Source organism: Streptomyces sp. A1277 (assembly GCF_004795015.1).
In the GTDB taxonomy this organism is placed as follows: domain Bacteria; phylum Actinomycetota; class Actinomycetes; order Streptomycetales; family Streptomycetaceae; genus Streptomyces.
Genome location: NZ_SSBI01000042.1, coordinates 1 through 20,396, shown reverse-complemented (window position 1 = coordinate 20,396; position 20,396 = coordinate 1). Strand labels below are relative to the sequence as shown.

General features: G+C 68.9%; 31 protein-coding genes. 27 read left to right on the top strand and 4 right to left on the bottom strand.

What is annotated here, in order from left to right; genetic code table 11:
* The 9 genes from E6R18_RS24995 (at position 1) to E6R18_RS24960 (ending at position 5,866) form a co-directional block, all read left to right on the top strand.
* Positions 1–291: a hypothetical protein gene (locus E6R18_RS24995; RefSeq protein WP_136319160.1), complete on the top strand. Its 291-nt coding sequence runs from the start codon at positions 1–3 to the stop codon at positions 289–291.
* Positions 288–494, top strand: a complete 207-nt coding sequence (locus E6R18_RS24990) for a hypothetical protein (RefSeq protein WP_136319159.1) — start codon at positions 288–290, stop codon at positions 492–494. Before E6R18_RS24995 ends, E6R18_RS24990 begins: the two co-directional genes overlap by 4 nt.
* Positions 491–850 carry a hypothetical protein gene (locus E6R18_RS24985; protein ID WP_206308421.1) on the top strand — a complete coding sequence of 120 codons (360 nt, stop codon included), beginning with the start codon at positions 491–493 and terminating at the stop codon, positions 848–850. The genes E6R18_RS24990 and E6R18_RS24985 overlap by 4 nt, the downstream gene beginning before the upstream one ends.
* A gap of 410 nt (positions 851–1,260) precedes the next feature.
* Positions 1,261–1,419 (top strand): hypothetical protein, encoded by a 159-nt coding sequence (locus E6R18_RS34155; RefSeq protein WP_168712428.1) that lies wholly within the window; start codon positions 1,261–1,263, stop codon positions 1,417–1,419.
* A 719-nt stretch (positions 1,420–2,138) separates the two neighbouring features.
* The gene (locus E6R18_RS24980; RefSeq protein ID WP_136319158.1) at positions 2,139–2,399 is read left to right on the top strand and encodes a hypothetical protein; all 261 of its coding nucleotides are present in this window, start codon (positions 2,139–2,141) and stop codon (positions 2,397–2,399) included.
* 171 nt (positions 2,400–2,570) lie between these two features.
* On the top strand, positions 2,571–2,831 hold the full coding sequence (locus E6R18_RS24975) for a hypothetical protein (RefSeq protein ID WP_136319157.1): 261 nt from the start codon (positions 2,571–2,573) through the stop codon (positions 2,829–2,831).
* 167 nt (positions 2,832–2,998) lie between these two features.
* Entirely contained in the window at positions 2,999–3,457 is a 459-nt protein-coding gene (locus E6R18_RS24970; RefSeq protein WP_136319156.1) for a DUF6221 family protein, read from the top strand.
* Between the two features lie 184 nt (positions 3,458–3,641).
* On the top strand, positions 3,642–4,790 hold the full coding sequence (locus E6R18_RS24965) for an integrase (RefSeq protein WP_136319155.1): 1,149 nt from the start codon (positions 3,642–3,644) through the stop codon (positions 4,788–4,790).
* A complete protein-coding gene (locus E6R18_RS24960) occupies positions 4,787–5,866 on the top strand; it encodes a LacI family DNA-binding transcriptional regulator (RefSeq protein ID WP_136319154.1) in 1,080 nt (359 codons plus the stop codon). The genes E6R18_RS24965 and E6R18_RS24960 overlap by 4 nt, the downstream gene beginning before the upstream one ends.
* A gap of 2 nt (positions 5,867–5,868) precedes the next feature.
* Here the strand turns inward: E6R18_RS24960 and E6R18_RS35025 are convergent, their stop codons facing one another.
* From E6R18_RS35025 to E6R18_RS24950, 3 genes are all read right to left on the bottom strand, one after another.
* Complete coding sequence (locus tag E6R18_RS35025) at positions 5,869–6,075, bottom strand: DUF6011 domain-containing protein (protein ID WP_240799844.1); 207 nt, start codon at positions 6,073–6,075, stop codon at positions 5,869–5,871.
* 114 nt (positions 6,076–6,189) lie between these two features.
* The gene (locus tag E6R18_RS24955; protein ID WP_136319153.1) at positions 6,190–6,474 is read right to left on the bottom strand and encodes a hypothetical protein; all 285 of its coding nucleotides are present in this window, start codon (positions 6,472–6,474) and stop codon (positions 6,190–6,192) included.
* Positions 6,475–6,482: 8 nt separating this feature from the next.
* Positions 6,483–6,911 (bottom strand): WYL domain-containing protein, encoded by a 429-nt coding sequence (locus E6R18_RS24950; protein WP_136319152.1) that lies wholly within the window; start codon positions 6,909–6,911, stop codon positions 6,483–6,485.
* Positions 6,912–7,146: 235 nt separating this feature from the next.
* Here E6R18_RS24950 and E6R18_RS24945 point away from each other — a divergent pair, with 235 nt between their 5' ends.
* The 18 genes from E6R18_RS24945 to E6R18_RS24860 all read left to right on the top strand — a co-directional run bounded on the left by E6R18_RS24945 (position 7,147) and on the right by E6R18_RS24860 (position 19,924).
* A complete protein-coding gene (locus E6R18_RS24945) occupies positions 7,147–7,923 on the top strand; it encodes a hypothetical protein (protein WP_136319151.1) in 777 nt (258 codons plus the stop codon).
* 84 nt (positions 7,924–8,007) lie between these two features.
* A complete protein-coding gene (locus E6R18_RS24940; protein WP_136319150.1) occupies positions 8,008–8,880 on the top strand; it encodes a hypothetical protein in 873 nt (290 codons plus the stop codon).
* Entirely contained in the window at positions 8,877–10,295 is a 1,419-nt protein-coding gene (locus E6R18_RS24935; protein WP_136319149.1) for a DNA cytosine methyltransferase, read from the top strand. Before E6R18_RS24940 ends, E6R18_RS24935 begins: the two co-directional genes overlap by 4 nt.
* A gap of 73 nt (positions 10,296–10,368) precedes the next feature.
* Complete coding sequence (locus E6R18_RS24930) at positions 10,369–10,587, top strand: hypothetical protein (protein ID WP_136319148.1); 219 nt, start codon at positions 10,369–10,371, stop codon at positions 10,585–10,587.
* Between the two features lie 38 nt (positions 10,588–10,625).
* A complete protein-coding gene (locus tag E6R18_RS24925) occupies positions 10,626–10,937 on the top strand; it encodes a hypothetical protein (RefSeq protein ID WP_168712427.1) in 312 nt (103 codons plus the stop codon).
* Positions 10,934–11,929, top strand: a complete 996-nt coding sequence (locus E6R18_RS24920; RefSeq protein ID WP_136319146.1) for a WhiB family transcriptional regulator — start codon at positions 10,934–10,936, stop codon at positions 11,927–11,929. Before E6R18_RS24925 ends, E6R18_RS24920 begins: the two co-directional genes overlap by 4 nt.
* Positions 11,926–12,357: a hypothetical protein gene (locus E6R18_RS24915; RefSeq protein WP_136319145.1), complete on the top strand. Its 432-nt coding sequence runs from the start codon at positions 11,926–11,928 to the stop codon at positions 12,355–12,357. Before E6R18_RS24920 ends, E6R18_RS24915 begins: the two co-directional genes overlap by 4 nt.
* The gene (locus E6R18_RS24910) at positions 12,354–12,752 is read left to right on the top strand and encodes a hypothetical protein (protein ID WP_136319144.1); all 399 of its coding nucleotides are present in this window, start codon (positions 12,354–12,356) and stop codon (positions 12,750–12,752) included. Before E6R18_RS24915 ends, E6R18_RS24910 begins: the two co-directional genes overlap by 4 nt.
* 450 nt (positions 12,753–13,202) lie before the next feature.
* Complete coding sequence (locus tag E6R18_RS24905; protein ID WP_136319143.1) at positions 13,203–13,610, top strand: hypothetical protein; 408 nt, start codon at positions 13,203–13,205, stop codon at positions 13,608–13,610.
* On the top strand, positions 13,607–13,870 hold the full coding sequence (locus tag E6R18_RS24900; protein WP_136319142.1) for a hypothetical protein: 264 nt from the start codon (positions 13,607–13,609) through the stop codon (positions 13,868–13,870). The genes E6R18_RS24905 and E6R18_RS24900 overlap by 4 nt, the downstream gene beginning before the upstream one ends.
* Positions 13,867–14,289, top strand: coding sequence for a hypothetical protein (locus E6R18_RS24895; RefSeq protein WP_136319141.1), 423 nt, complete (start codon positions 13,867–13,869; stop codon positions 14,287–14,289). The genes E6R18_RS24900 and E6R18_RS24895 overlap by 4 nt, the downstream gene beginning before the upstream one ends.
* A complete protein-coding gene (locus E6R18_RS24890) occupies positions 14,286–14,663 on the top strand; it encodes a hypothetical protein (RefSeq protein ID WP_136319140.1) in 378 nt (125 codons plus the stop codon). The genes E6R18_RS24895 and E6R18_RS24890 overlap by 4 nt, the downstream gene beginning before the upstream one ends.
* Before the next feature lie 249 nt (positions 14,664–14,912).
* Positions 14,913–16,283, top strand: coding sequence for a helix-turn-helix domain-containing protein (locus E6R18_RS24885; RefSeq protein ID WP_136319139.1), 1,371 nt, complete (start codon positions 14,913–14,915; stop codon positions 16,281–16,283).
* 10 nt (positions 16,284–16,293) lie between these two features.
* Positions 16,294–16,608: a hypothetical protein gene (locus tag E6R18_RS24880; protein WP_136319138.1), complete on the top strand. Its 315-nt coding sequence runs from the start codon at positions 16,294–16,296 to the stop codon at positions 16,606–16,608.
* 12 nt (positions 16,609–16,620) lie between these two features.
* Complete coding sequence (locus E6R18_RS24875) at positions 16,621–16,977, top strand: hypothetical protein (protein ID WP_136319137.1); 357 nt, start codon at positions 16,621–16,623, stop codon at positions 16,975–16,977.
* A 47-nt stretch (positions 16,978–17,024) separates the two neighbouring features.
* A complete protein-coding gene (locus E6R18_RS24870) occupies positions 17,025–17,816 on the top strand; it encodes a DciA family protein (RefSeq protein WP_136319136.1) in 792 nt (263 codons plus the stop codon).
* Positions 17,817–18,038: 222 nt separating this feature from the next.
* The gene (locus E6R18_RS24865) at positions 18,039–19,028 is read left to right on the top strand and encodes a ParA family protein (RefSeq protein ID WP_136319135.1); all 990 of its coding nucleotides are present in this window, start codon (positions 18,039–18,041) and stop codon (positions 19,026–19,028) included.
* Positions 19,025–19,924, top strand: coding sequence for a hypothetical protein (locus E6R18_RS24860; protein WP_136319134.1), 900 nt, complete (start codon positions 19,025–19,027; stop codon positions 19,922–19,924). The genes E6R18_RS24865 and E6R18_RS24860 overlap by 4 nt, the downstream gene beginning before the upstream one ends.
* A 75-nt stretch (positions 19,925–19,999) precedes the next feature.
* Here the strand turns inward: E6R18_RS24860 and E6R18_RS24855 are convergent.
* Positions 20,000–20,396, bottom strand: a 397-nt coding sequence (locus E6R18_RS24855; protein ID WP_206308420.1) for a hypothetical protein, incomplete at its 5' end; no start/stop codon positions are given.

Here is a 20,396-nt window from a genome sequence, read left to right as displayed (position 1 = left end):
GTGGCCGCCGAGTTGATGGGCGTAGACATTGCCCAAGGCGGTGCTGTCGCCCTCCTCGCCCTGGTCGTCCTGATGGTCCTTACCGGGCGCCTTGTGCCCCGCAGGACGTACGACGACCTACTGAAAGAGCGCGACACCTGGCGGGCGGCCCACACCAAGTCCGAGGCTGCGCGGACAAAGGAGCGAGCCCAGACCCAGGAGCTGTTGGAGTTGTCCCGCACGTCCGCGCACGCGTTGCAGGCGCTGCCGAGGATGGCCGTGGAAGATGACGAGGAGGTGGACGTTCGGTGAGGCTGCTGAAGTGGTGGCGCCGACCGTCCGCCGATGGTCAGAAGTCTGCTGAGTCCGCGCTGCGACGGGCCCAGCAGGCGCTCCAAGAAGCTGAGGAGCGGCAGCCGGCCGTCACCGAGGCGGCGGGACGGCTTCGCCAGTTCCGCGACGAGAACCATTTCGCAGCGCGATTTCGCGCCACCATTGAGGGGAGGTCGGCGTGAGTGTCGCGCAGATCGTGAACCTGGCAGTAAGCGCCCTGGTCTTCCTGTGCTCGGTCGTGTTCGTCATCACGTACCACGTGCTGGCCCCGTGGCGGTCCACCCCGATGGGATGGCACGTCATGTTCTTCACCGGGTCGATCGGCGGGCTGAGCCTGTACACCGTCATCGTCACGATCACTGGTCTCGACGGCACGCCGGCCACGGTTCTGCGGATCGTTCGGGCGGCCCTGCTGCTGCTCGTCGCGGCGCTGATCTGCCAGCGGACCCGCATGGTGTGGGTCGCGCAGCGAGGCACCAGTACCCGGCCCGTGGCCCTCCCGGGAACCCAACTGCCCCGCAGGGAAGAGACGCCGTGACCGCGATCACAGTCCAGCTGGTCGGCGGCGGCCCGTCTTGGCGCGATCCGGTGGTTACGCAGCTTTGACCTGCCGTTGTGTCCTATAAAAATTCACACCGAGTAACGTGATCTTGCTCCTCGCGCTGCTTCGCGTCACCCCGGCCTCCCGAACCCTCCGCCCGGTGGCCACGAAGAACCGCAGCAGCACAGGCCGACACCCTGACACAACGGTGCCCCCGACACTTCGACTGTCGGGGGCACAGCTTCGTGCGGATCAGGGTGAGTCAGTCCGGGCACCAGGACTCGTCCTGCTTGTCACCCTGCACCACGATGGCTCCCAGCGAAGAAACGGGGAACAACTCCCCGCTACACATCCTGTGGCGGACCAGCAGGGGCAATACCCCGCCCACGCGGTGGGACCGTGGAGCCATGAGCGCGAACCAAGCCGAGCCGGCCACGGAACCCGCCAGCCCGGACCCGCACCACCAGGCCCCCGCCAAGACGCCGACGGCCGAGCCCGAACCGCCGGACCGTCCGCACGAATCCGGCGCCCGCCCCACGCCACTGTCCCGGCTCCTGTACCCGTGACCCGGTAGGCTCGGTACGTGGTCCCGCCCGTGGTGCCCGTACTGCCGGGGCCCGGCCGGGGAGGACTGCCGTCGCACAGCTGGTCAAAGAAGACATAGCGGGCGCGCGAGAAACGGAGCTGGCGGCGGGATGTTCGCACCGTTTCGTCGCTACGCTCGGAGCGACGCCCACCAGGAGGTTGCGATGAGCCACCGCCCATTCCCCCACGTTGACCGCGCACTACGGCAGGTAACCCTTCGGCACGGCAGTGACTGCCCGCGCTGTGGCCACCGCGCCTATGCCCACCCCCGCAGCGGCGGCCAGTACGTGTGTGCCCGCGAGTTGAACGGTCTGCCGTCCTGTCGTGAGTGTGCCGCACGTCTGCTGCGTCTGAAGGTCAGCCCGCTTGGCGGCATGGTTGAGGGACTGTCGCGAATCAACATCCAGTTGTCCCACATGTCGATCGCGCCGGGGCGAGCGGCCTTGCCGGGCGGGGTCAACGTGGCTGTTCGTGACGCAAGCATGGACGCCATGGAAGCGCACCGGCGCGGGGTTATACGGATCGCCCGATGAAGACCGTACGACAGTGTTCATCGCCGTAGGCTCGCGGTGCGGGTGGGAACCCTCCTTGCTGGGGGCGGGCTCCGTCAGTGGATGCCGTAGAGCCAATCGCTGAGCCCCGGGGTTCGAGGCCCGGCACCCGCACCTCCCGCCGAGCGCGCGAGCGGTACCGTGGGCCCATGAGATTCCTGCGCCGCAGCGCCCCTCCTGCGCCTGAACCCGCCAGGGCCCGCTGCCGCCACCTCACCGATGACGTTGAACCCGTACACGACGTCGACGGTCGCCTGGTCGCCGCCCTGTGCACCGCGTGCGACCAAGACCTCCCGGCCTGGCAGGCGTGCAACGACTGCGGCTACATCACAGTGGGGTCCTTCGGCGAGCGCGGCGAGTGGCGCAACCTGACGTCGCCCTGCCAGCAGCACGCCGCCGACACCCGCTGACCGCTGAAGTTCGAGGCCCGGCACCCGCACCCCATTGAGCGGGGGCAGCAGCGAGTCAGCCCCATGCCAAGCTGAAGGCATGAGCCCCTTCCCTATCCTGAGGAGCGATAAGCTCACATGTGACCCCCTGGCGCCGTACGGCTGTCATTGCAGTGTGGGAATGTGGAGGGCATGACGAACTCCTCCTACTCCGCCGTGGATTACACCGGCGCCCCTCTTCGCATCGGCCAGGATGTCGCCTTCATCGCTGCGCGAGATGGCCAAGCAGGTCGGCCGCGCCTGTACACCGGAGAGATCAAGCTGATCGGCGAGTATCAGATCGTCGTGGCGTCCGGGGAACGGTTCTTCACGCTGGAGGGCGAGGACATGAGGACCAAGGTTGAGGAGAACGTCGTCATCTACTGGGAAGTCATGGGGCACCCCGCCGCTTAGGATCGCGCACAGCGAAGATTCGTACTGTTCGACTGATGCCCCTGCCGACTGTCGCGGCGGGGGCATCAGTGCCTATCACTAGAGTTAATGTTCCTTCTATGGAGCTACAGAGCGAAGCGGCATGGAGGGCGTGGAGAGCGTCCGCACAGAGCGGTGTGGCGGCGTTCTTGTCGGCCAGACTGGACGAGGATGAGAAGCGGGCCCGGGGCGGCTACTACAGCGACACCCACTGGGAGCTGTTCACCACCGACGCTCACCTCGGAGCGTGGCTGGCATGGCGTCAGCACTTCCCGCAGGAGTGTTGGGACGTGAAGGCGAGTGACGCAGTGTCCGAAGCCACCAGGGACGCGATCCGCCAACGCATCTCCGCGCACGAGGAGAACCGTACGGCGCGCGCCCTTGCTGAGGTCGCGGCGAAGCGCCGCATCGTTGTCCTGCACCGCGCGGTACGGACAACGACTCTGGTTCACCAGGACGGTTCCCCCGCCAATCCGGCGGAGGTCTGCCATGCATGCGACGCAAACACGACGGACGCCGACTGGCCGGAAATGCCGTGCCCGACCCTGTGCGCCCTCGCCGAACCGTACGCCGACCACCCGGACTACCAGGAAGGATGGCGGCCGTGAGCCTGTCTTGGGAGTTGCACAAGTGTGCCAAGCCTGACTGCTTCCGCCAGGTGAAGGCCATCGCCAAGTTCTGCTGTGCAGACTGCGCCGTGGCCGCTGAGAGATCGCATGAGGTGCACGAGCACAGCAGCGGGTGCGAACTTCGGCACGCCGAGCGTGGCGAGCACGGCGCATTGGAGAAGCCGTGACCGAGCACGACGACGTGGTGGACGGGGAGCTGGTCGAGGAGGTCCGGCTTCCCGCCATCTCCGAGGATCGAACTCCCGCTGTCCGGCAGGAGGATGAGGACCCCGACGCGTGGCTGCCGCCCGAGGCCGAGGAAGACGTCCGGGCGGGCATCCCCAGGGACACCAGCCGGGCGTACGACGGTGACATGAAGCAGTTCGCTGCCTGGTGCGGCACCGTCGGTCGCCGGGTCCTGCCCGCCGCGCCGCAGACCGTCACCGCGTACCTGTCGTACCTCAAGCGCACCCCCCGGAAGCGGACCGGGCGCCCGTACGGTCCGGCGACGATGGACCGCATCATCGCGTCGATCCGCTCCTCCCACCGGGCCGCTGGGTTCAAGCCGCCGGACACCATGGGAGCGCGCAAGGTCGTCGCCGGGTACCGAGCCGAACTGTCCGAGGCCCAGGACCCGGCCGCCACCCCCCGCAAGGCGTCGGCCGCCGACCGAACCGTCCTGCGCCAGGCCCTGTCCCACCTGGACCGGTCCACGCTCGTCGGCAAACGAGACGCCGCCCTCATGCTCCTGGGGCACGCCATCGCATCCCGTGGCAGTGAGCTCGCCCCACTGAACTGGCCGGGCAGCTTCACCGACCTCCCGAACGGCGGCTTCACCGTCAAGGTGTACCGGAAGAAGCGGAAGAAGTGGCAGGACGTCGAAGTGCTGCCCGACCCCGAACCGGAGCTGTGTACCGTCACCGCTGTACGCACCCTCGTGGCAGCCCTCGCAGACGAAGGGCACACGGAGGGGCCGTTGTTCATGCGGATCGACCAGTGGGGATACATGGGCGCCGAGATGACACGCAAGGGGAAGCCGATCGGTGACCCCACCGGGCGGATCAGCATCAACGGCGCCTCCGACATCGTCAGCCGCTCCATCCACCGCACCGGCCTGCCCGGCAAGTGGACGTCGCACTCGCTGCGGCGGGGGCTCGTAAAGTCGTCCCGGGCCGCCGGTGCCGACATCGTGGACATCGGCCGGCACGGCGGATGGGATGACCGCTCCAAGGCGCTGATCGGGTACATCGACGCCGAGGACAGCACGGGCGAACGGAACCCGCTGTCGCGGATCGCGAAGAATGCCGCTACCCCGTCAGAGGAGCAGGCGTGACCCCGAGGACGTACAGCGCTCCGTCAGTACGGCAGCTCGCCGCGGTGGTGGACGGCATGGCCAGCGAGGTGTCGGAGGGCCGGTTGCGGCAGCTGCGGATGGTGGTCGGCATGTTCGACCGTGCGGTCGGCCGGGACGAGCTGCCGGCCCGGGTGTCGAGGATGGCCCGGCAGCTGTTCGCGCAGGAGTCTATGGACGCGTTCTGGGACTTGGCCGTGGCCGGGGAGTTGCGGCACTGGGAGAAGGACGTCGGGAAGCCGCTGCCAGACTGGTCGCAGCGGATCGTGCGGGACTGTTTGAAGATCCTCGCTGGGAAGGTTCTGCCGCCAGGGAAAACAGTGTTGCTGCCGTCGGTGACGAACCCGGACCGGAAGCCGGCCGCGTCGGGCAGGTCGCTGGAGGCCCTGTACCGGGGGATGGTCGATCTGGCGGGGCAGGGCCCACTGGAGCGGGACGGCACGACCCTGTCGTATGAGGACCGGTCCCGTCTGTTGGCGATGGTCGCGGTGTTGCTGGACGCGGGCCCTAGGTCGGGGGAGTTGGCGGCGCAGTCGTTGTCGGATCTGTCCCCGGGTGAGGTGGCGGTGGCGGTGCGGCGGCGGCAGCAGAAGGCGGCCCCGAACCGGGCGGAGGAGATCGCCGCGTTGGCGGAGGTTGGGGTGGAGGCTGCCCGGTCGGTGTTGGGGGGCTGGTTGGAGCGGGTGTCGGAGGAGACCCGGCAGCGTGTTCTGGCGGCGGTGGCGGAGTTGGGGCCGTTGCCGGAGGTGGAGTGGTATCGGCTGCGGGAGGGGTCGCAGGTCGCGGTGCGGCGCTGGCTGAAGGTGCGCGAGGGCTTGGTGGATTCGTTGCCGTTGGAGGGGGCACGGACGGCGTTGTGGGTGTCTCTGGTGCCATCGAAGGCGGGGCCGCCGGGGGTGCCGCTCAGGGCGCAGGGGTTGCGGCAGGCGTATGCGCGGGGGGTGACGGCGTTGAACTGGGTGATGGCCGGCTCGCACGGGTGGGAGCCATTGCCGACGACGATGGAGCAGGTGCGGCGGGCGGTTGAAGCGGTGCCGCTGGAAGGGCCGCCGAGCTGATGTCAGGTGCCGGGCAGGGCGTCTTGGTCGATGTCCCGGGCGGGCGCTGGTGCGGGGTGCCGGGTCGGATCACAGTCGGGCCCCCATCCGCGCCGACGTGACTGCTCGGCGGTGAGGGGCTTGCCGCAGCGTCGGCAGTACCGGTGCCGGTAGGTGGGCTCTGGGGGCCCGGTGAGGGCTTGTTGCTGGGGTGGGGCGTCTTGTGTCATGGGGTCAGTTTCTGGCTGGTCTAGCGGTCGGTCAAAGGGTTGATCTACAATCACCGTCATCTGACGGGCATGCCCGCAGGAAAGGCCACCAGCCCCGTAGGGTGGTGGCCTTCGTTATGCCCCGGCTTCTATCTGTGCCGCCGTGACGACCGGGTGCGGGACGAGGGAGATCCAGTCGCAGCCGCCCTCGACGTGAATGGAGCCGTCGTCGTTCTGGCGGGCGTCGCTGATCTCGAACCGGTCGTGGAGTTCCTGCGCCAGGGTGACGAGGGCCCCCCGGGCGAGGTCGCGGTCGAGGTAGACGCCGACGATCCACCCGCCCTCGTACCTCTCGCCCTTGGAGAGAATCCAGACGACCGGACCAGTGCTGTTGTCTGCTGGGACGTCAGGCAGGTTCATGGCTGCTCCTAAGCGGCGAGTGTGGCGTCTGTGCGGTCGATGCGGCGGGTGGGCAGGTAGTCGCGGCCGAGTTCGCGGGCGATGACCTGTGCGGTGCTACGAACCACGATGACCGCTCCGGCCAGGGTTGTTGCCTCCGGGCGGTCGAGGACGAACGCGATCCGGTGGCAGGTGTAGCTGAGGACTCTGTCGAGGCGAACGGTACGGGCTTCGCCGGTCTCCCGGTCCATGGCCTTGAGGACGATACGGCCGTCGCGGGTGGTGCGGATATCGAAGGGCTCAAGGCTACGGACGGTCTCGACGAGGCGGCCGGTCTTCTTGCCGGCGTCGTCCTTCTCTTCCTTGAGGAACGAGACGGTGACGACGTGCTGGCGGTCGATGCTGCGGTAGAGGTCGGCGAGGGTCTTGATGGTGGTCTGGGTTTTCGTGTGCTTCATCGTGGCCCTCGCGGTGTGTTGTCGGCGTGAGCTCACACTACCTGAATAGCCATTGTGCAAGCAATGCTTATTCGGGTAGTGTTCTGGTTGTCGGGATAGCCCCGGCACGGGCACTACCCAAACGGACATGGTGCCCGCACCAGAAATGGAGGAAACTGGCGTGGCCAACGCCCCCAAGACGCGCCCGCCGAACCAACGGTCCGACCGGCGCTCGTCGCCGAGAGGACCCCGCCCCGTGCCCACCAACCGCGACCTGCGAGCCCAGCTCGCTGCCGCATCCACCCGACTCCGCGAAGTCGACTCGCCGGACCTTGCCGATGCAGTCGACGAAGTCCTCACACCTCGGGGATGGGCAGCGCTCCGGGCCACCGAATCCATCCGCGCGAACAATCTGTCGATCTTTCTCACGGCAATCGACCGGGATCGAATCACCAGCGGGGCAAAGAGCGCGCGCACAACGATTTCCGACGCAGTCAACGCCGGGTTCCGGAAGGTCATCGCGGGCGAGTACACACCCCAGCAGCCGGAGACGGCCCGCAAGGGCACCGCCAAGAACAAGGTCAACTTGAATGTGACCCCAAGTCTGGCGCTGCGTGAGCGAGTGGAAGCCAAGACGGGCATGCTCGCTGCGCATGTGGCGGCGGACTATCTGATGCACGAGTTCAAGGCCGGCCGGTACGCCGACGACTACGAGGGGGCCCCGCTCGCCCCGGGCGCCGAACGCAATCCGCAGGTTCCCCGTGCGATCCGTCAGCTGATCCGCGACCGGGCCAAGGCGGCCGGTCGGAAGGTCAGCGACGACGTCAACGAGGGGTACCGAAAGTACCTCGCCGGCGAGTTCGTTCCGGGCGATGTGGTCTGGGTGGACGAGTCGGACCTGGTGAACCTGCGGATCACGCCGAACGACGACCTGCACGCCCAGGTTCGGGAAGCGACCGGCCGGGGCGTACTCAAGGTTGCCATCGCGTACCTGCTGGCCAAGTACGGCATCGACCCGGCCAAGGTCCGGTAGCGCCTCTGCGGGTGCGCGGCCCGGACGCCGACAACTAGCCGCGCACCGCCCAGCACACCATCACAACCTCACAGGAGAGACCTCGTGGCTAACCCCACCGAGGCCCCCGCCACCAGCACGACGGCGGAGGGCCCCAACCAGCACACCCTGAACCAGGCCGTGACACGCCCGTCGAACACCTTCGGGTACACCCGGGCCGAGCAGGTCGAAGCCCTTCACAAGCTCCGTGAGCCGTTCCTGCCCAAGGAGATCCGGTACCTGCCGCGCGTGTGGTGCAAGGCGTGCAAGAGCGCCGGGTGGGACGGCTGCAAGCAGCACCCCGTAACCAAGTGCGAGAAGTGCACGCAGAAGATGCCGAAGGGCGGGCACATCGACCTGGCTTTCGTCGGGCACGCCGAGGCCACGAACCGGCTCCTGAACGTGGACCCGTTCTGGGACTGGGAGCCACTGACCGTTGACGAGCGGGGCCTGCCGCAGGTCGACGGCTATCGCGGGCTGTGGATCCGCCTCACGGTGTGCGGCATGACCCGCCTCGGGTACGGGCACGCCGGCGACAAGACGGGCGGCGACGCCATCAAGGAGGTCATCGGCGACGCAATCCGGAACGCGGGGATGCGGTTCGGGATGGCGCTGGACCTGTGGACGCCGTCCGACTTGCAGATCATCGAGTCCGGAAGCGACGGCACGGACGACGCTTCGAAGCCGACCGCGGGATCTCAGCAGAAGCCCGCTGCGGCGGCCGGCGCCGACCCCTGGCACCTCGACCGCCTGGTCGGGCAGGCGCAGGACTGCTGGGGCAACGCCATCGCCCTGACGCAGATCCTCGCCGACGCGCAGAAGCACAAGGTCGACCACATCGAGGTCGACGGCCCGAACGGGCTCCAGGTCTTCTCCGACCTCCTGAACGACCGCATCAGCTTCCTGAACCAGCCCACCGCAGACAGGAGCGCAGCATGAGCGTGATCAATCTCCGCACCCTGGCCGGTGACACGACGGACGGGTTCGCCGGCGCGGGCGGTTCCTCGGAAGGCGCCCGCCAGGCCGGGGTCACCGTCCGGACCGCGCTGAACCACTGGCGGCTCGCCGTCGACGTGCACCAGGCCAACCACCCCGACACCGCGCACGACTGCGCGGACATCTCCCAGGTCGATCCGCGGCGTTACCCGACGACGACGTTCGCGTGGTTCTCCCCGTCCTGCACGAACCACTCCATCGCCCAGGGCAAGAAGCGGCACCAGGACGCCACCCCTGACCTGTTCGGCGAGATCCTCCCGGACGACGCCGCGGAACGCTCCCGGGCGACCATGTGGGACGTCATCCGCTTCGCGGAGTTCCACGAGTACCGGGCGATCATCGTCGAGAACGTCGTCGACGCCCGCGAGTGGATTCTCTGGCCGGCCTGGATCGCCGCGTTCCAGGCCCTCCGCTACCGGTTCAAGCTGGTCTGCCTGAACTCCATGCACGCCACCGCCCTCGGGGACGGTGCGCCGCAGTCCCGCGACCGCATGTACGTCGTGCTGTGGCGTGAGGGCGAGAAGGCCCCAGACTTCGACAAGTGGCTGCGCCCCACCGCCCACTGCGCGGGCTGTGACCGCGTGGTGCGGGCCGTGCAGGCGTGGAAGAACCCGCGCCGCACCTACGGCAAGTACAAGACCCAGTACGTGTGGCGGTGCCCCACCGTTCGGTGCCACGCCGAGGTGTTCCCCGCGGTCCGGCCCGCGTCCGACGCCATCGACTGGTCGCTGCCCGCGCAGCGGATCGGGGACCGGGATCGGCCGCTCGCCGACAAGACGATGAAGCGCATCAGGGACGGCTACGCTGCCTACTCTCGCCCGCTCCTCGTTCCGGTGGAGGGTCGCGAGGGGAAGGTGGCCCGGCCGGCGGACCAGCCGATGCGGACGTGCACGGCGAGGAACGAGACCGGGGTGACGGTTCCGCCGTACATGGTGGAGCTCCGCGGCGGGTCGTCGTCGCACCGGGCCGTGTCCGAACCGCTCGCCACCGTCTGCGCGTCCGGTAACCACCACGGGCTCGCCGTCCCCGACATGGTCGTCCCCTACTACGGCAACGCGAATGCCCGCCCCACCACGGAGCCCATCCCGACCGTGACGACCGTCGACCGGCACGGCCTCCTCGCCGGGGGCGTCGTCACCGCGGTTGAGGACCTCGGGTTTCGGATGCTGGAGCCCGCCGAGTACGCCGCGGCCATGGAGTTCCCCAACTCGTACATTTGGCTCGGCAACAAGCGGGAGAGGGTCCGCATGGCGGGAAACGCTGTTACGCCGCCCGCAGCCCGTGACCTGTTCGCCATGATCGGCGAGGCCATCCTCGGCAACGAGTACGACCAGTTGCGACTTGCGATCGCCGCCTGAACCAGCTCCGCTCCGCCGGCCGGTCCCGTCATGGGGCCGGCCGTTCCGTTCCCGTACCCAAAGGAGGCCCGCCATGGGCACCGTTGCCCTGCTGTTCCTCATTCCGAGTTTCGTTGTCCTGGCGGTCGGGATCTGGCGGTGCCGTCCGCGGCCCCTGCCCGAGCCGTACGTGCGGTACCGCCCGCACCTGCACCCCGCAGTCGTCCTTGCCGAGCTCGAAGTCCGGCAGACGTACCGCGATCTGGCCCCGCTGTACGACACCCCACCCCTGTCCGGGCCGCCCCGCCCGTGACCGATCCCGTCCAGCAGTTCCGGCGCCCCGAGGAGGCGATGACTGTGTACCCGATAGCTGTGACCGTGCTCGCCGCCCTGGCGGTGGCCGCGGTGGGCTTGTCGTGGCGGATGCTGCACCGCCTGCGCCGCGACATCCGCCGTGAGCGTGCAACAGCCCGCCTGATGGGGGCCGCACACCACCGCGACATGGAAGCCTGCCGGGCCCGTATCCGGGCGGCGCTCGCCGACCAGCGGGCCGCGGCCGCCATGCGTGACGAGCTCGCCGTCCTCGAAGCCGCTGACGCAATCGTCACGGCCGAACTCGCCCGCACCACGTTCCAGCACCCGCAGGAGGGAGACACCCCATGACGAGCCGACTTGCCGCGCACGCGGACCTGGTGGACCACCGCTTCTACAAGTACAGGGGGTGCGCCCCCGACCCCGAAGAGCCGGGCATGGCACTCGCCGGGGGTCTGGGCGGGGTGCCGTTGGACGTGTGGGGTCCGTACACGGATGACGGTGCGGAGCCGCAGAAGGTCCGCCTGGACCGGGAGCGCCTCGCGAAGGCGGTGTGTGCCCGGTGCCCGGTGCTCGCCGCGTGCCGGGTCTACGCGAACACGACGGTGGTTGATGAGGACGGGGTGGAGCACCTGGTCGAGCCGGAGGGGGTGATGGGCGGGGAGCTGGCGTTGACCCGGCACCGGGCGCTGATTGCCCGCCGGCACGCCGCCACCACCGGATCCCTGACCAACACCCCGGCCGCCGAACCGAAGCCCGCGGCCGGCAACCCCGGCACGGCCACCCCTGCGGCCCCGACCGCGCGGGGCCTGACCGAGGACCTGTCGGACCAGAAGAAGGCCCTCCTCAAGGCGTTGGCACGGGAGACGGATCCGGAGGCGGTCGCCTACCGGGCGGGCATGGACGTCCGCACCGCGAACTGGCAACGCTCCTACCTCGTGACGCTGCTGGGGCTCGACAAGGAGCACGCAACCAGGGACCAGCTCCTCGCCGCGGCCGTCGACCAGGGCCTGCTGCCGAAGTCGACCAGGGTCCGCCCGGACGGGCGTTGGCCAGTTGCGGCGGCACCGACGACGGACGGGGTCCGGCAGCGCCGCATAGCCCCCGGCAGGCCCGTACAGCCTGCCCTGCCCGGCATGGAGGACATGCCCCGCCACCCCCGGGCCTTGGCTGGCTCGCCCCTCCCGGACCCGTTGCCGGTTCGGCGCCCCCGGCCGGTGGTGGTGGTGCAGCTGCCGCTCTTCACCCTCCCTGCCCCCGCCACCCGGGCCGTGCCGCCGCTCGCACCCGCCCGCGGTACCGCCCCAGCCGCCCTCCTTCCCGTTCTGGAGACCGCCTCATGACCACCCCCACCCCCGCCCCAGCCTCCGGCACGGACACCGCGGCCGCCGCCACCATCCACGTCGATCAGGTCCTCGCCGAGCGCTGCCAGTCCGGCGGCGACTACCTCGCCGGCCTCATCGCCCACGGCCACCTCGACACCGCTGGCACCCCCCGCAAGCTCCCCGAGGCCCTGTTCCCCAACGCCGACCCCGGCGTGGTGCGGGCTGTGTGGGATGCGGCCCTTGCTGTCGGGTACCGGGCCGGCCAGTTGTCCCTGCGCCCCGCCTGGGCTGCCGCCGAACTTCACCGCACTCAAGACACCCTCAACGCCGCCGGGTACGCGACCATGGCCCGCCTTGCCGCCCGGTCCGGGACTCTGCACCCGCCACGGCACCCCGCCGACGACGACACCCCCACCATCCCGGCCGCGCGGGGAGGCCACTGGTGACCGGGCGCGTGTTCGACGACGCGGCCCGTGCCCGGTACCTGGCGCACGTCGCCGCCGGCCACACCCTCGCCCAGGCCGCCACCGCCACACCCATCCACCCCAACGTCCCCGCCCGGCACGCCCGCACCGACCCCGCCTTCGGGCAGGCCCTCGCCGACGCACGAGCCGTGGGGAAGAAGGCGCGACGGGAAGGGGTGCCGCACGGGGAGTACCGGTACAACTGCCTGCAATGCCGGTGCGGGGTGTGCCGCGCTGCGGCGAGGAAGGGGCGCGCGGGACGGCGTGCCGTCGAGGCCGACGCTGATGGTGCGGACGGGGGCGCGGTGGTGCCGCCGGGGCAGGTCCGGGAACTTCGGGCGGGGCCTGAGTTCCCCTCATCTCCTATTGCTGCCTAGCTCGTTCTGAGCGGTGACCAGGCAGGTGGGCAAGATCACGTTACTCGGTGTGAATTTTTATAGGACACAACCGCAGGTCAGAAGAATATGGCGTACGAACCGACCATGTGACGACATGCCGGATCGCGAACACGGTCACCGAGAAGGGGGACAAGCGATGAGGTCAACGAGTAGGCTGGGCCTTGCGCCAGACGTCCAATCAGGGCACTGGGGCACAACAGCAAACAGAACGGCTCCGCTCCCCCGGCTGGTAACCGGGATCGACGCGGAGCCGGTGCCGCAGACAGTCAGCAGAGACTTCTACGGCCGGCCAACACCCCTCAGAGAAGGTGTCGACGTGCAGAAGAGTACCCGGGGCCCAGCCCCCGTAGACAGTAGGCCCGGCGTTTCCGGCGTGATCACCACATCGCCGACGTACGCAGGCTCTGTCCCCACTACCCACACCAGCGCGTGACCGCCGAGGTGCTGCGCACGTACCGCTTCCGGTGCGACGCAGCCCGCTGCACGGTGGTATCCGACCTCTCTGAGACCAACGAGGCCCCTTACGGTTGGACCACGGTCGACAGCATCGCCCACCAGTCCCACCCCCCGCTGCCGTCCGTGAAGGCGGGCCGTCGACGCCTCCGCGAGATCGACGTCCAGTCCCGTCGGTCGTTCGGCCGCTTCCGACTCCACCTTTGCCCCACCCACGTAGGTGCCCTGCAGAACCACTCGCCGCAGACCGACAACGAGGGCGAGCGCGGGTCCTCCGTGGCTTGCTCCTGCGGTGCACGCCTGGCGTGGTCGACGGAGGACACCAAGGCGGTCTGGGTCCAGCACTACGAGGACGTGTCCAGCCGGACGGAGGGCGAACGATGAGCGCCCACCACCCCCTGATCGCCGACCACTGGTTCCGCGAAGGCCCCGTCCAGCCCGACGGCTCGGACGGCTACTGGATCTGCAATCGCTGCGGCCAGCACCGAGGCGACCACCTGCAGGCCGAAGGCGACTGGCTTAAGCCGCTGCACGCGGTCGTTCCGATGCGGGTCCGCCCGTCGCACTGCAAGGCATGCGGCCGACATCAGCGCCACACCGCGCACGTCCCCTGGCTCTGGGAGCAATTGGAGGAGCAGCGATGAGCGACAACCTCTACGGCGATGTTCTCGCCGCCGCCCCGCCCGTTCTTGCCGAAGCGGCGATCCGCCGGATTCATGAACTCCTCGAAGCCGGAGCCGACTCGGTCGAGGTTCACGAGGTCGCCACCACCTCGGTCGCGCTGCTGAACATGCACCAGCGGAACCGGCCCGGCCGGAAGCGCGTCTGGCTGGCGAAAGTCACCAGCTTCGCGTTCCCCCGCACCTTCGCAACCGCGTGGGGCAACGCCGGCGAGCACTACGTGTGCTTCACCGGCTCGATCACGAAGGGCGGCAAGCAGGCCGTCGGCCGCGAGATCGAGGTGCAAGTAACTGTCGATGACGCGGAGCGGCTCGGACAGCAGATGCTTCGCATGGTCGAGTTCCAGCGCGGCCAGGCCAACCAGGCGGGAGGCCAGCGATGACCTCCGACGACCAGAGCACCTGGGACCGCTACGGCACCCCGTGCACCAACGAGCAGTACATGGCGAGCTTCGGCCTCCAGGTTGACCCGTGGAATCTCGACGAGTGCGAAGAGTGCGAGCTGTGTGCGGGCTGCCTCACGCACCTCTGCTACCGCGACGAAGCCAGTTCGCTGCTCCACATGGACTGGTTCCGCGACTTCGCTTCCCCCAGCGAGACCGAGTGCGACCACATCGGTGGTCCCGCCAATCTCGTCCCCTTCACGTACCGACCCCGCAAGTGCAACCTCGTCGCTGGCCACACAGGCAAGCACAGGGCACGCATGGGTTGGTCCTGGCCCCAAACCCGTTCGGACAAGGGAGTTGAAGTGACGTAGCGACTTCCTGAGCGGGAGGTCCTGAGCCCCTTGGCGGGGGCGCTTCCTCTACCGCTGGCCGCTGATGTTGGCGCATCGTGCGCGGCCACTTCCTACGGCTCGGTTTGGCGACCGAGCTAAGGCCCGACTTCCGACTTCCGGTTTGGCGACCGGGGTCGAGCAGGTCGAGCGACTTCAGGTTCGTGGAGAACCAAGACCCACTACCGGGGGCCTTTGTGCATCCCGGATGAGACCGGAACGAGGTCCATAGTGCAGCACGCCGCACCTGCTTGTCAGCTTGAGCACGCCCGAACGACCGATTCGCGGCAAAAGTCCGCCCCCAAGGTCGGCACCCAGTGCCAGTGGATCAGCACCACCACCGGGCGCATCGCCACCGACCCCCACTCCTGGATGACCGCCGTCCACTGGGTCAACGAACTCGCCACCAAGGGCCTGTACATTCCCGCCCGCACCCACGGCCCCAAGTGGGGCCCCACGACCGTCGCCCTCGCGCAGGAACTCTCCGCGCTCAAGGAGTGCCGGCCGGGCGTCGCCTACCTCACCCGCAAACTCCGCGTGTCCGAGCGGACCGTGCAGTACCACGTCGGTCTTCTCCGCGACGCCGGGCTCCTCGTGTACCGGTCCAAGGGCACCCGCGTCCGGGGCGGCCGTAACGAGGCGTCCGCGTACGAGCGGACGATCCCCGCCAGCTTCGACGAGGCACACGGCATCCGCACCGTTGGCGAAGGGGTGCAAAGGCGTCCTGTCGGGGCTGCTGACACCGCCCGCAAGGCCCTCGGGAAGCTCGCCCGCAAGGCTGCCCGGAAGGTGCGCCGCCCCCGCCGCCGAACCCCCGTTTCAGGCCGGGGGCGTTGCACCCCAATGGAGGGTGGTTCTACTCGCACGTCTTCTGCGGCTTGTTCTATCCCCCCCTCTGAGACAAAGCTCGCCAGCGGGAGCCACACCCACACCACCCCGAAAACCACCACCCACAAGCCCCGCACCCTGAACAAGGTCGGACGCCGCTACCAGCTCGCCCGCCAGCTCATCGAGAACGTGCCCTGGCTACACAACGCCAACGTCGACCGCATCGCCTGGATCGCCCGCCACTGCGCCGACGCCAGCTGGACCTGGCAGGAAGTCCAGGCCGCCGCCGAGGAACACAGCCCCATCGACCCCGCCGACACCCGCCGCCCCTCCGGGCTCCTCGCCTACCGCCTCAAGGGCGCCCACCTGCTCTACGCCGACCCCGCCGCCCGCCGCCTGATGGTCACCGCGTGGGAGGACTCCCGGAAACAGGAGCGCTTCCGGCACGACGGCTACGACCAGGCTCCCGTCCCGCAGGAATCCTCCCCCGCCGCCCTGGTAGCCCGGGAAGCCATCGGCGCCATGTTCCAACCTGCTATCGCCGACGACGAGGAAGGCGACGTCTACGTCGAAGGCGCCGTCGACATCACCGCCCTCACCCGCGACGAAGTCCTCGCCCACCGCGAGCTGGCCGCCGCCGACCCGGGCTATGTCACCGGCTTCCTTGCCGTCCTCGGCGACCACGACACCCGCCGCCTGCTCACCAACCGCCTCGTCGACAGCGCCCTCGCCCTGCTCCGCCTCAACATCCCCACTACCGCCAACGCCTTCTGAGGAGACCGCCATGGTCGCCAGCACCGTCATCCACCAGTTCGCCGACAGCGGCATCCGCCTCCGCATCGACGACGAGACCGCCACCCTCGACATCAGCGGAGACCCGAACCACCCGAACCCGATCAAGGTCAAAGAACTCGCCATCAGCTACAAGACGACCAGTTGCGGGTCCGAGATCACGAACCTCGTCTATGTGCTGGACGACGCCGACCGCCCCGTGGCGTACGTACACCCCGACCACCTGAACCGACCGGAGGAATGGCCGACCTGGGCCCGCGAACTCGTGGACCAGCACCGGCCGAACAACACCAGCAGCAACCTCTGATCGGAGACCGCCATGAGTAGCAAGAAGCGCACCAGCAGCCGGGCTGCGAAACTCCGGCAGCAGACCCAGGCCCGGACGACACGTACCCCCGCACCCAAGACCGCCCCGTTCCAAGACGCCCTCGAAGCCCTCACGCGTGATCTCGCCGCCGGCCACCTCCAGGTGCTCTGCCCGGACGGCCAGGTCCGACAGCTGACCTACGACCGGCTGCGGGAACAGCGCACCGCTGACCTGGCCCGTCTCAACGAACGCTTCGGTCTCGACTTCAGCCTCCCCCAGCAGCCAGCTGCCGCCGCTCAGCAGATCGCCCAGTACCTCGCCGACGACCTGCTGCTCGGCGCAATGTCGATGCGCAACAACGGCGTCTAGCTCATGCCCGAGAACTACTTCGCCGACGAGAGCAGGAAGGGCGCGGCATGACCGAGCAGTCCGTAGCGTCCGGTCGGGACCTCGCCCGCCAGGCTCTTGCCGCGTACAAGGCGACCGCGAAGACCGCGCCCGCTCCGCAGCCGAAGCGCCGCCGCACCCGTCGTGCCGACCGCGGTACCGGCCGCGACCCCCTCCTGCTCGGCGCCGCCCTCGGCACCATCAACGCCGAGCAAGGCTGGGGCATCGGCCTCGGCGGCGGAACCATCCTCGACCAGTGGGCCACCCTGTGCCCCCAGTACGCCGACCACGTCCAGCCCGCCGCGTACGACCAAGACCGCGGCCGGCTCGACCTCCGCCCCTCATCCCACGCCTACGCCGCACAGCTCCGGCTCCTCGGCGGACAGCTCTGCAAGCAGATCAACACCAAGCTCGGCCGGGACGTGGTCCGCTCGATTCGGGTCCTGCCCGTCGGCGGCGCCCCGGCAGCCCCTGCACCCGTCGCGACTGCGGACGCCCCGGCACCCGCCCCAGCCGGCCCGGTCCGCACCCGGGAGACTGCCTCCCCGGGGTACCGCAAAGCCCTCAAGTCCGCGCTCGCCCACCGGCCAGGCGCTGGCGCCACGAACCCCCACATCGTCGCTGCGGTCCGCCGGCAGGACCAGTGCCTTGCCGACCCCGCACGCCGTGAACCCCCTGAGGCATTTACCGACGCCGTCGCCGCCCACGAAGCCCTTACCGTCAAGGGGCCCGTCGACAGCCTCGACGCCAGCATCCGGGCTGCCCTCGCCCGCAAGCACCTCGGCGACCAGCCCGTGCGGCGGGCCTTCGACGTCGCGTGACCGGATGCCGATGCCCTATAAGCCGTGCTAGGTAAAAGGCTAGCAATGGTGCTATGAGGTGTCCTATATAGCGTGCTAGCCGTCACGCGTTTTCCCGCACCTTCCGCTACCGCCATCGTCACCCGCACGGTGCCTCTTCAGGGGGTCTTAACGGACGAAACATGATCACTGTGTAGGGTCTTGCGCCGAGACCCACACAGCAGCCCAGCAGAAGAGGCGTCCATGCCACCACTCACCGTCCCACTCACCCTTGCCGACATCAGCCCAGTGAAAGCCGCCCTCAACCGGCGACTCGACGCCATCGACGAAGGACTGATGGACCGCAAGGTCATTGCCATCGTCAACGGCAAGGGCGGCGTCGGAAAGAGCAGCCTCTCCTCCGCGCTCGCCGTCGCCTGGGCCAAAATCGGGCAGCGCGTCCTCCTCATCGAGATGGACGAGCAGGGCAACAACTGTGAAGACCTCGGCACCAGCAACACCGACCTCAACGACAGAGGGCAAGCCCAAGCCGCCGCGATCCTCGACGGGAAACCCCTCGCCCCGACAGGGCAGGCACGTCCCAACCTGTTCGTAGTCCCTGGCGGCGACGAACTCGAAGAAGTCGTCGAGGAGCTGTACTGCCAGCGACGCATCGCCAAGACCGCAGACAACCTCGAAGACCAGACCGCATGGATGGGGATGTACGCCGCCGCGATCGACTCCGTCCGCGACGACTACGACGTCATCATCCTCGACATCGCCCCCGGCTCCGAAGTCCTCCAACTGGCCGCACTCACCGCCGCGGACAATATCCTCATCCCGTCCAAGTCCGACCCCTCGTCCCGCAAGGGGCTCCGCACCGTCGCCAAACGCTTCGGTATCGCCGCGCAGAACAACCCGATGCTGCGACTCCTCGGCGTGGTCCTCTTCGCGACGAACAGCTCGGCAACGAAGGTCCAGAAGAACATCAAGGACGCCCTCGCCTCCGACCTTCGCGGCGCCGCCCCCGTCTTCGAACAGAACGTCCGCCACGTCGAGGCCGCCGCCGTCGAAGCCCGCCTCCGCGGGAAGGTTCCCCAGGAACTCCGCTCGTCGGCCGAGCTGAACACCGGCCTGCGCAAGTCTATGAAGGACCTTGCAGGCGACTACCAGTCGCTGGCCATAGAGGTCATGCAGGGCATGGCCGCGCTCCGGCAGGCCGACGAGGACGAGGCGGAGAGTGAGGAGCAGTGAGCAAGGACAGCAGCACCACGAAGGTCAACAGCGAACTCCCCGACGAAGACGCACTCGGAGCCTTCGCCGCCAACGCTTTCGGACCCACCCGCCGCAGCCGGCGGGCCAAGCACATCAGCGAGGACGACGGCGGCACCAGGCAGGCCCCACAGGTCGTTGCCCCCACACCATCCGTGGAAGCCGCGCCCGAAGTCACTGCGGAAGCGGCACCGGACACAACACCGGCACCCGTCGAACCGGACAGCTTCACCGAGACCGGCCCGGAAACCATGCTCCCAGAGGCGCAACCCACCCCCGCCCAGCATGCCGTCTCCGCAGCAATTCCTGCCCCCGCCCTGCCCGAACTGGCCGACACGGCGCGGACCCAGATCAAAGTCCGCACCCTTGCTCCCCCGCCTCCGGCCCGCATCCCGACACGAGCCGAGACCGGGCAGGTACAGATCCCCAACCTCGGCCCTGAAGGCTCCCGGGCCACGCAGTGCACCATCATGGTGTCGGGCAGCGTCCGGGACCGCATCGCCCAGTACCAGCTGTCGAAGAAGACGGAGACCGGCAAGGAGCCCACGAACTCCGTCGTAGTGCGCCGGGCATTCCTCAACGCCCGGCGCCACAACCTGTTCCGAACCCTGCTGGCCGCCGTCCACCACCGACAGAACCCCGTAGAGGAAGAGGACTACGACGACGACGGCCTGCTCGGCGAAGTTGTCGGCCGGCGCGTGGAACGCGGGCGGATGAAGGACTCACAACAGCAGTCGTTCCGCCCCTCCTACCAGGAGCTCGCCACGTACGACGCGTTCTCCACCGCCTACGGCTTCCCCAGCAGGTCCGACTTCCTGGACGCCTGCCTGGACGAGTTCCTGCCCTCCAAGGCAACCCCGGCCCGCCGCAACAGGTAGCCGAACACCGCGGCCCCGCCCTCCCAGCGATGGGGGAGCGGGGCCGCTGCTGTCTGCTAGGCCCGGTTGGTCGGGTCACTCGTAGTCCGAGTCGAGGTAGCGGTCGTCCTGGGCGGCGACCTCGGCGTCGATTTGGTCGGCACGAGCCTGCTCGCTGGCAATGATGGCGGCGAGCTGCGGCGCTTCGGCGAGGCGCTGGGTGTCGATCAGGTACGAGGCATCCTCCCCAAGGTGGGCGTCCAGGCCCAGCGTTTCCATCGTGACGCCCATGTCGCCGTAGGTCTGGCGGGTGACTCCGAGGTAGACGCGGTCGCCGGTGCAGTCCTCCCCGGTGAGGGTGACGGGGGTGCCCGACGAGAAGGCGTTTTGGAGCTGGGTGGCGGGGCCGACGACGGTGAAGCGGTGGCGGTTCGTCCAGGTGTGGCCGAGGCTGAGCTGCATGGGGGCCTGCTTCTTGGCGGGGCGCTTCATC